The organism is Clostridium arbusti SL206 (assembly GCF_000246895.1).
GTDB classification, from domain to species: Bacteria; Bacillota; Clostridia; order Clostridiales; family Clostridiaceae; genus Clostridium_I; species Clostridium_I arbusti.
The window spans coordinates 1-10,092 of the sequence record NZ_BAEV01000125.1; the positions used below are offsets into that span (position 1 = coordinate 1).

9 protein-coding genes and 1 other annotated feature are annotated in these 10,092 nt (G+C 32.1%); of the genes, 2 read left to right on the plus strand and 7 right to left on the minus strand.

Going from position 1 to position 10,092, the window contains the following annotated elements; genetic code table 11:
* Positions 1-253 precede the first annotated feature (253 nt).
* Positions 254-835: a TetR/AcrR family transcriptional regulator gene (locus RH99_RS16320; RefSeq protein WP_010240737.1), complete on the plus strand. Its 582-nt coding sequence runs from the start codon at positions 254-256 to the stop codon at positions 833-835.
* Positions 836-931: 96 nt separating this feature from the next.
* Here the strand turns inward: RH99_RS16320 and RH99_RS16325 are convergent, their stop codons facing one another.
* The 3 genes from RH99_RS16325 to RH99_RS16335 all read right to left on the minus strand — a co-directional run bounded on the left by RH99_RS16325 (position 932) and on the right by RH99_RS16335 (position 4,615).
* Positions 932-1,969: a HoxN/HupN/NixA family nickel/cobalt transporter gene (locus RH99_RS16325; protein WP_010240740.1), complete on the minus strand. Its 1,038-nt coding sequence runs from the start codon at positions 1,967-1,969 to the stop codon at positions 932-934.
* A 170-nt stretch (positions 1,970-2,139) separates the two neighbouring features.
* Positions 2,140-3,285 carry an aldo/keto reductase gene (locus RH99_RS16330; protein ID WP_010240745.1) on the minus strand — a complete coding sequence of 382 codons (1,146 nt, stop codon included), beginning with the start codon at positions 3,283-3,285 and terminating at the stop codon, positions 2,140-2,142.
* A 139-nt stretch (positions 3,286-3,424) separates the two neighbouring features.
* Positions 3,425-4,615, minus strand: coding sequence for an aminotransferase-like domain-containing protein (locus RH99_RS16335; RefSeq protein WP_010240747.1), 1,191 nt, complete (start codon positions 4,613-4,615; stop codon positions 3,425-3,427).
* 70 nt (positions 4,616-4,685) lie between these two features.
* Positions 4,686-4,941, minus strand: a binding site (T-box leader).
* Positions 4,942-5,158: 217 nt separating this feature from the next.
* On the opposite strand from RH99_RS16335, the gene RH99_RS19445 reads away from it, so the two are divergent.
* Complete coding sequence (locus RH99_RS19445; protein WP_010240749.1) at positions 5,159-6,037, plus strand: sunset domain-containing protein; 879 nt, start codon at positions 5,159-5,161, stop codon at positions 6,035-6,037.
* A gap of 106 nt (positions 6,038-6,143) precedes the next feature.
* Here the strand turns inward: RH99_RS19445 and RH99_RS19970 are convergent, their stop codons facing one another.
* The 4 genes from RH99_RS19970 to RH99_RS16355 all read right to left on the minus strand — a co-directional run bounded on the left by RH99_RS19970 (position 6,144) and on the right by RH99_RS16355 (position 9,958).
* Complete coding sequence (locus RH99_RS19970) at positions 6,144-6,275, minus strand: hypothetical protein (RefSeq protein WP_279374522.1); 132 nt, start codon at positions 6,273-6,275, stop codon at positions 6,144-6,146.
* A 42-nt stretch (positions 6,276-6,317) separates the two neighbouring features.
* Complete coding sequence (locus RH99_RS16345) at positions 6,318-7,568, minus strand: multidrug efflux MFS transporter (protein WP_010240750.1); 1,251 nt, start codon at positions 7,566-7,568, stop codon at positions 6,318-6,320.
* 242 nt (positions 7,569-7,810) lie between these two features.
* Positions 7,811-8,641 carry an AraC family transcriptional regulator gene (locus RH99_RS16350; protein ID WP_010240751.1) on the minus strand — a complete coding sequence of 277 codons (831 nt, stop codon included), beginning with the start codon at positions 8,639-8,641 and terminating at the stop codon, positions 7,811-7,813.
* Between the two features lie 588 nt (positions 8,642-9,229).
* Positions 9,230-9,958 (minus strand): glycerophosphodiester phosphodiesterase, encoded by a 729-nt coding sequence (locus tag RH99_RS16355; protein WP_010240752.1) that lies wholly within the window; start codon positions 9,956-9,958, stop codon positions 9,230-9,232.
* Between the last annotated feature and the right edge of the window lie 134 nt (positions 9,959-10,092).

Consider the following 10,092-nt stretch of genomic DNA (forward strand, 5'->3'; position numbering starts at 1 on the left):
GCCAAGTAAGCCATGCATTTGCAGTTCTAAAATTCAGATGGGGTAAAAGAATCCACACCTGAATTAAGAACTTGCTTCAATTTTTTTACACTATATTAATTGCAATTTTCTATAGACAAATACTGAACGTTTAGTTTATATTTATATAATATACTAAACGTTCAGTATTGTAAAGCGTATTTTTTAATTTTTTAATATATAATATACGTATAGTTTTAAAATTCACTTATAATAATATAAGGAGGTATTTATAATGGATAAAAAATTAGGACGTCCTCGTTGTGAAAAAACAAAAACAGATATTCTTACTGCTTCATATGACTTATTAATTGAAAATGGGTTTGGAGCAGTAACCGTCGAAAAGATTGCTGGAAGAGCTGGCGTTAGCAAAGCTACTATTTATAAATGGTGGCCAAATAAAGCTGCTGTTGTTATGGATGGTTTTTTAAATGCTACCAGTGTGAAGCTTCCAATACCTGATACAGGATCAACTATTGATGATATGTTCATTCAAGTCAATAATTTTGTAAAATTTCTAATTAGTAGGGAAGGAAATGTAATTACTGAAATAATAGCTGAAGGACAATTTGATCCAAAGCTCGCTGATGTATATCGTAAAGCATATTTTAAGCCTCGCCGAAGTATTTCAAAACAAATTTTAGAACGTGGAATTTCAAGAGGGGAATTAAGAAAAAATCTGAATATAGAGTTAACTATTGATTTAATTTGGGGACCTGTATTCTATAGATTATTGATAACTGGAGAAGTGCTTGATGATATTTTTGTAAAAAACTTGATAAATTATGTATTTGAAGGAATCAAACTGAATTTTTAGAAAAGCTTATTTTGAATTAAGATCTTATAAAATAAATAGAGAATACTCTTATTCCTTCAAAGAGCATTTTCTATTTATTTGAATATGCCTAATTACTTATGCACTTTCTAAATCTAATCTCTTCCATATGAAATAGGACAATCCCCATGACAGAACAAATAGACCAACTAGCAAATATCCAATGCTCCCGAAATCAAGATTAATTATCCATTTCCAGATACCACTGTTTAACCCCAGCTTAGGTGCTAATATTTGAGTTAATTCAATAAATCCTATACATAATGCTGCCACTACAGATATTCCAGTAATAGATAGATTATAGTATATTTTACGCAGCGGTGTTGAAAATGCCCAATTATAAGCATTAGTCATGAATATTCCATCTGCAGTGTCCATAAGACTCATTCCAGCAGCAAAAATAATTGGCAAAGCTATTAGAAGAGTAACTGGAACAGCTTGAGTAGCTGCATTTACTGAGATAGCCAAAAGTGCTACTTCAGAGGCAGTATCAAATCCCAGTCCAAATAAAAAACCAAGGGGATACACATGCCAACTTTTATTGATAAATTTATAAAGCGGCCCTAAAAAACGTGAAATAAAACCTCTGTTTATCAAAAGCTTGTCTAATTGTTCTTCATTATATTTGCCTTTACGCGTAATGCCAAAAATTTTATAGACATCAAACCATATATACAAATTCAATATTCCTATTAGTAAAAGAAATCCCCCAGATACTGATGTACCAATTATGCTTCCAATCTCTTTTATTTGTGGAATATTTACTTGGGCCCACTTCATAGAAAAAGTAGTTATTATAACCATAATAAATACTACAGAAGAATGTCCAAGCGAAAAGAAAAATCCAACACCTGTAGGCTCTTCTTTTTGCTGTGTTAACTTGCGAACAGTATTATCAATTGCTGCTATATGATCTGCATCAAAAGCATGCCTCAGTCCAAGAGTATATACTAGGAAACCGAACCCCAACATTTGAGGATATTTGCCAACATGAACTACTAGTATTGCTACACCAACTATATGCAGTATTACAACTACTATTGCATAATAAATCCATTTAGTATTTTTATTCAATTTAATATCTATTTTAATCACCCTCTTAAAAACAAATACCATTTATTAAACCCTACATTCATCCAATAATACTGCTTGCTAAACCTTCAACTTTCAAATAATAAATTTTAACACTATCACTAGTAATTTTTTCTTGTATAAAGGCTTATTTGTACCATTCTGTATCAAATAAGCCCCTATACTTAATATTATCAAATTGACATTATTGAAATTTATTCAAATAACGCCTTAACATTTTTTAATTCCTTACGAATTGAAATACCTTGTGGACAATGAGTTTCACATTTTCCACACTCTACACACTTTGATGCTAATTGATCTCTAGATCTAATCATCATATTATAAGTTTCATCTTTACCAAACATACTGTAATTATTATAAGCAGTAAAACATCCTGGAATATTTACACCTGCCGGACATGGCATACAGTATCCACAGGCTGTACAGCTAACCTTCACTTTGCCTTTAATGATATTATTCACTTTATCAATTAGTTTTAATTCCTTGTCTGTTAATGAATTTGCTTCTGTTTCACTGGCTATTTTTATATTTTCTGTAACCTGATCCATTGAATTCATACCACTGAGAATAACTGATACTTCTGGATGATTCCATACCCATTTTAGCGCCCATTCTGCTGGTGTCCTCTTCATATCCGCTTGATTAAAGGCAGCTTTAGCTTCCTGTGGAATGTCATTAACAAGCTTGCCTCCTCTAAGTGGTTCCATAATTGTAATTCCAAGCCCTCTTTCAGCAGCATACTTTAATCCTTCTGTTCCAGCCTGAAACTCCTCATCTACGTAGTTGTATTGTATCTGGCAAAATGACCAATCATAGTAATCTACTATTTCTTTAAAAAGATCTAATTTATCATGAAATGAGAATCCTGCATATTTTATTCTACCGTCTTTTATAGCAGAATCTAAAAATTCATCAATTCCATTTTCTTTTAGTCTATCCCAATCCTTTCGGTTAAGTGAATGTACTAAATAAAAATCTATATGATCAGTTTGAAGACGTTCTAATTGTTCATTTAAGTATTTATCCATATCACTTCTTGTTTTTATAAGCCAACTAGGAAGTTTTGTAGCTAATTTCACTTTTTCTCTATAACCATCTTTCAATACTTTTCCTACAAATGGTTCACTGGCACCGCCCTGACCCATACCTGTTCCATGATAAGGATAGGCTGTATCTATATAGTTTACTCCCCTATCAATTGCACTGCGAACTAACTTTATGGATTTTTCTTCATCAATATCAGTTGGTTTTCCCCCTGGAAGTAGCGGAAGCCTCATACATCCAAATCCCAATATTGAAACCTTTTCATTTGTCTTTCCAAAATTTCTGTATAACATTTATAAACCCTCCCTTGAATAAATGATGAGATCTAATTATAATTTATACAATTCTATATTGTAATAAATCTCATCATAAAAACATTATAAATCTTAGGGTGAACTCTAAGTCAAGAGTTTTTATAAAAAAAGTATAATTTTAATATGTATCCTTTATAATTTCTCTTGTTACTTTTGCTAATCTCTTAATACCCTCTTCAATGATTTTTTCATTGGAATTTGTATAGTTCAACCTTAATGTGTTGCTATCTTTTTCATTAGCATAAAATGAATCACCAGGTACAAAAGCGACATTTTCTTTAGCTGCAAGATCGAGTAATTCTAAGGATGAAACTCCTTCCGGCAGTGTTATCCAGAGGAACATGCCACCTTCAGGTTTTGTACTTTTTACCTCTTTCGGGAAGTATCTTTCAATCATTGATACCATACAATCCCTTTGTCCCTTATACAATTGCTTAATTTTTTTTATATGTTTCTCAAGATCGTTATCTATTAAGAACTGATATACTACTCTTTGTGAATAATAATTACTATGCAAATCAGCTGATTGTTTTGCAATTATTAATTTTTCCATGATTTCACCTTTAGCACATATCCATCCAAGCCTCATTGCCGGAGCTACTATTTTAGAAAATGACCCTAGCATAATTGAATTATCTTCCAAATAACTTCTTATAGGAGGTAAATCCTGTCCCATAAACCTTAGTTCACCATAAGGATCGTCTTCAATAACAACCGTATTATATTTTTTTAGAATGTTTGCTGTTATTTTTCTATTTTCTTCTGAATATGTAATGCCAGAAGGATTTTGGAAATTGGGAACTGTATAAAACAACTTAGGTCTATGCATATCCAAAGAACTTTCTAGTAAATTAGTATCAACACCATCATCATTCACAGGTACAGAAGTAAAAACTGGTTCAAAAATTGAAAATGCCTGTATTGCCCCTAAATAACCCGGACGCTCAATAAGAATATTGTCATCTTTATTCAATAGTACTTTTCCTATTAAATCTAGTCCTTGCTGTGATCCATTTGTTATCAATATCTCGTCAGCATCAATCTTCAACCCAAATCTCTTAAAATATCTTTCTGCGATATATTGTCTTAAAGGAAGATAGCCTTCAGTTGTACTATACTGAAGTACATCATTAGCATTTCCATTTAAAACCTTTTGTGAAGCTTCCTGTATTTCTTTAACCGGGAAAGATAAAGGATTAGGAAGACCGCCTGCAAAAGATATTACTTCAGGATTTTCTGTTACTTTGAGAATTTCCCTTATAAACGATTTTTTAACATTGTTCATTCTTTCAGCAAATACTATACTCATTAATACCTCACCACTTTCTAAAAGTTTTACTGTTTAGAGAAAATAAAAAAACCCTCCGTCCTATAATAATATATAGGGCGAAGGGTGAATCTTCGTGGTACCACCTAATTTTGTACAAATGTACACTCTCAATATAATGCGGGCATATATACCGACACTATTTCCCTTTTAACAGTGGGAACTCCGTTAAAGCCTACTCACTCACATAAAGCTTTCAGTTTAAAGCTCCGTGGCTACTTTCATTACATCAATCATGGGAAATTTCCACCATCATTCCCTCTCTTTATTTCAACAATGTAGTTACTCTTCCACATCAATGCCTTTGGTTATGTTACTTTATTATAGATATAGTATCAATATTATATGATACTGTCAATATAATTCTTTATTTTTGAAATTGACATCCCTATATAACAATATATTATTAACATCTATTCATTTATTTTTAATGTATGTTCACTCATAATTAACAAATATTTTACATTGAAAAAAATTCAACAATATACTACAATTAGACATATTACACATAAGGAGGAATTTATCATGAAGCTAAGTGACAATAATTTACTAAAACGTAGATGGTTTCAAGTCTTAATTGCAATTATTATCTTTTTCATCTTAGTATTTACGTCGATTAGAGCCGGCGGAATATTTTTAATTATGTGCTCAGTTCTATATGGTTTTTACTTATTTAAGAAAAGTAAAAAATTTAAACAACGATCAAAAATTATAAAATCTCTCTGTACTATAGGGCTTTTATTTTTACTCCTCTTCGGTGCATTATTTACATCAATTTCACCAGCTGATCAGAAATCTCTGGCTGCTAACAATGCAGCTAAGGCACAGCAAGAGTTAAATGCTAAACAAAGATCACAAGCTGCTGATGCAGAAATTCAGACTAAAGCCAATGCAAAAGCTAAGACTGATGCAGAGATTCAGGCTAAAGCCGATGCAAAAGCTAAGGCTGATGCAGAGATTCAGGCTAAAGCCGATGCAAAAGCTAAGGCTGATGCAGAGATTCAGGCTAAAGCCGATGCAAAAGCTAAGGCTGATGCGGAGATTCAGGCTAAAGCCGATGAGGAGAAGGCACAAGCTGATGCCCAAGCTAAAGCTCAAGTTGAAGCTCAAGCTAAAGCTGACGCTCAGGCCAAGGCAAATGCTGAAGCTCAACAAGCAGCTCAATCTCAAGCTGCTGCAAAAACTCAACAGGCTGTTTCAAATAATACAAACTCAAATTCTCCATCTGGACAATCTATTTCTTCAAATGAGCAAGGCTTAATTAAGGGTCATATAGATAGTAAAGGTACTAAGATATATCATCTTCCTGGTGATCCTTACTACAATAGGACCAAAAATGTTAGTCAATGGTTTAAAACAGAACAAGAAGCTCAAGATGCTGGGTACAGGCATATATTGAGATAAAATATTTGTTATATTAGATATCACAACGATTTACATAAAAGTAGGATTTAACACTAAAATCAATTTAATTTTAGTATTAAATCCTACTTTTTTAACTTTTAACATTCTACCTTATTATACTAACTATCTCATCACTACTTCTAGCCTGACCCATTCTAGGAAAAATAGTTTTACACACAAATTGAACAGCTATAACTACTAGTGCTATGGACTTGCTATCAATAAATTCTTCCTTCATGCAATTTTTCACATTTCTTTTTCAACTGATGTGCTTCCCTTATTAAGCAGTTTTGTGAACTGGTTTTTTCTTCATATCCATACTTTCATCAGATGCTTCATTTTGTACTTTTAACTTTTTGTATACCTTGTTATATACCCAAATAGCATTCAAAAAAAGCAATGAACTTGTTATAAAAAATACATATCTTATTCCTAAATGAGCTGCAATCTGTCCTCCTATCACAGAACCTGCAAAGGTTCCAAGATAAAAAGCCGATATATTAAAACCAAATACTCTACCCGTGAGAGCCTCTGGTGTTATCTTCTTCAGCAAAGTATTAATAGATGGTGTTAATCCTGCTGTGGCAATACCAAGAGCAAACCTAAGAATCATTAGCTGCCATGGATTCTTTACAAAAGCCTGTGGTATAAATATTATCCCAGCTATGATAAGAGCCACAAGTACAACTTTCTGTGGTCCTATTTTATCAGAAAGCATTCCAAGCCTTGGCGCCGCCAAAATGCTGGCGAGACCAGAAGCCGAAAAGGCCATGCCAGAAATCAATGCAATATGTGATGTCTCCTTTGCTAGCTGTGATATATAAACTGTCATTATTGGTTCTACGGAATAATAGGCAAGTTGCAAAACAAAAGAAGTTACAAACATAGTGGCTATTAGATTAGAGTTAGGTAATTGTTTCCAAACTTCCTTCATAGTTAAAACCTTTTTCTTTTCCTCTCTAACAAAATTCTCCTTTACGAAAAATAATGTAGTAAAAAAAGCAACTAGCATCAATCCACCAGTGAGAAAAAAAGAAAATTGTAAACCTAATATTTCATCTAAATATCCTCCCAGTAATGGTCCAAGTAAGGATCCTGAGATAGCTGCTGTAGATAGTACACCTAGAGCCCAACCGGCATGTTCCTTTTCTGTTTGAGTTGCTATAAGCGTAGTGCAAGCTGTACTATAACCTGTTATAACTCCTTGAAGTATCCTTAGTCCAATTAATTGATATACATTTTGTGCAAGTCCCATACTTCCAACTACAATTGACATTCCTAAACTAGCGCGTAAAAGCATAGGCTTTCGTCCAAATTTATCTGCTGCTGCTCCCCAAATAGGAGAAAAAATTGCTGACACCATAAAGGTAACCCCAAAGGCAATTCCCGAAACCTGTGCCACCGCTGATGTATCATGAATACCAAGATGCCTTATATAAAGAGGCATTATTGGCGCTATCTGACTCATTCCTATAAGCGTTACAAATGTTCCAAACCAGCATACTATTAAATTTCTTTTCCAAGTTTTCAATAGGTAACCTTCCTTCGCATTTCTTAGATAGTGACGTAACCGCTCTTTAACCCCACCTAACAAAAGCAGAGAATCAAAACCTTTAAAATTTTGTGTGAATCCCCTTCTCAGGGTATAATAAAATATTAGAGCGAATAGTCATTAGACAATATTGTATTACATACTAAACATTATATCTTAGTATTTTTTACTATTATATACTATATTATAAGGTCAGGAAGGCCTTATTACCATGTAGTATTTTAATTTTCATGGACATTCTTATTGTAAAATTCTCTTGGACTTACTCCTTCTATCTTCTTAAATAACCTGCTAAAATAGAATTCATCTTTAAAGCCAATTGTTTCAGCTATTTCTTTTACTTTCCTATCACCTTCGCTCATAAGCTCTTTTGCTTTATCTATTTTCATCTTGTTAAAAAATTCAATAACTGAATATCCTGTAGTATCTTTAAATATTCTGGATAGATAAGTTGGTGATAGTGATATAATTTCCGAAAGTTCAGTAAGTGTAACTGCAGAAGATATATTTTCATGCATATATTTTATAATCTTTTCTACCTTTAGAGTTATAGCATAATTTTCTCTTTGCCTTTTTAAATTATCATTAATTTCGAATATTAACTGCTGCAGAATAGTTTTAGATAAAAATTCATAGCTGGGAAGCTTTATATTCCATGTATCAATAAGCTTCTTAAAGGTATTAAAAATAGGATAATAATCTTTAAATTCCTGCATATCATTAAACTTAAATGCTCCGCCCTCAGTTGTAAGACTCCATTTATTATCATAAAAATTAACATGTACAAAGCTAAAGTGAACAGATAAAAATTTAATTGGATCACTTAAATCTGCTTCAACAGAATGTAGCAAATCTGGTTTAAAATAAAAAAGCATTCCATTTCTTGCAGAATATCTTGTATTTCCAACAGTTATATTTCCCTTACCACCTGTTACTAAAAATAATTCATGATGCTTAATTTTCCTCGTAAATTTACTTTTCTTTTTCCAGTCCTCATAGTTTTCTCTGTGGTTGCAGTAATGAATATGAAAATACAAATCATTTTTGTTCATAATAATCACCTCAAATCAACAAAGTTCTAAGCTATAAATATCTTAATGATATTATATCATATCTATAAGTTATTCTTTTTATCCTATAACTAGTTACTTAACAATTAATTTTACTTAATAGAAGTACAAATTACTACTAAGTAAGCTTAATTGATAATTTCACATAGTGAATTAATCCTGAATTTGATTTTGTGTGAATTACTTTCACACAATGTCATGTTAGTATTAGAGCAGGCAATCATCCGACAAATTTAGTTATCCACAGAGAAAAATGATATAATATCGGCTATTTAGCAGAACTGTGCGATTGTTGTCCACATTATCCACAGAATTGTGGACAACTTGTGAGTAACTTTTTTATAATGTTGAAAAGTAAATCCATACTTGTTGTTAAAAACTATTTTTCTAATTAATATCCACAGATTTTTCAATAAAAAAATACACTAGTGTTTCCACTAGTGCTTTGTAAAATTATACTTGAAGGTTGATACAGTAATTTATAATATACCTTATATGTTAAGAACAGTTTAGCTTCTTGTAATGTCTATGTTAATTTTCTGTTTATTAGCAATGAATCCATTACTAAATCTACTTTAGTAAACTTGACAGTACATCAGGATAATTAGTTATGATACCCTCTATGCCTAGTCTCATAAGTATTCTCATATACTTCTCCTCATTCACAGTAAAAGCATTTATAGCTATTCCCCTCTTTCTAATATTCTCTACTATATCCTTATCCATAACAGAAGCAAAATGAGGATGAAGTGCATCAGCCCCTACCTTCTCTGCATACTCTTCTGCCTTATAAAGATTAGCTGCATATAAAAGACCTGTTTTTATGTTATTATCTATATCCTTAACCTTTTTCATAGAATAATGATTAAAGGATGACAGTATTACATTGTCCTCTAACTTATACTCACATATTTTTTCTATAACTCTCTTCTCAAGGTTTTCATAATTGATTATGCCATTCTTTAGCTCAATGTTTATAAGTAAATCTTTATCCTCAACATAGTCTAAAAATTCATCTATATCAGGTATTCTACTGTTTTGAAACTCTTTATCAAACTTTATACCTGCATCTAGTTTTTTTATTTCATCATAGGTTAAATTTTTAATAAATCCCTGCCCATTAGTAGTTCTATCCACTCTTTCATCATGACATACTACAATTGCACCATCACTTGTAATATGCACATCTGTTTCAATTCCATCACAGCCAGCTTCCACTGCCTTTTCAAAGGCTATCATAGTATTTTCAGGGTATTTCCCGCTAAATCCCCTGTGGGCAATATTTAGACTTTTAAACATATCGCTAATTCTCCCTCTATAATTAATTAATTTATACTTGCAGTGTTTGAAGCAAGTTCTTAATTCAGGTGGGGATTCTTTTACCCCATCTGAATTTTAGAACTGCGAATGCATGGCTTACTTGGCGTTGGACT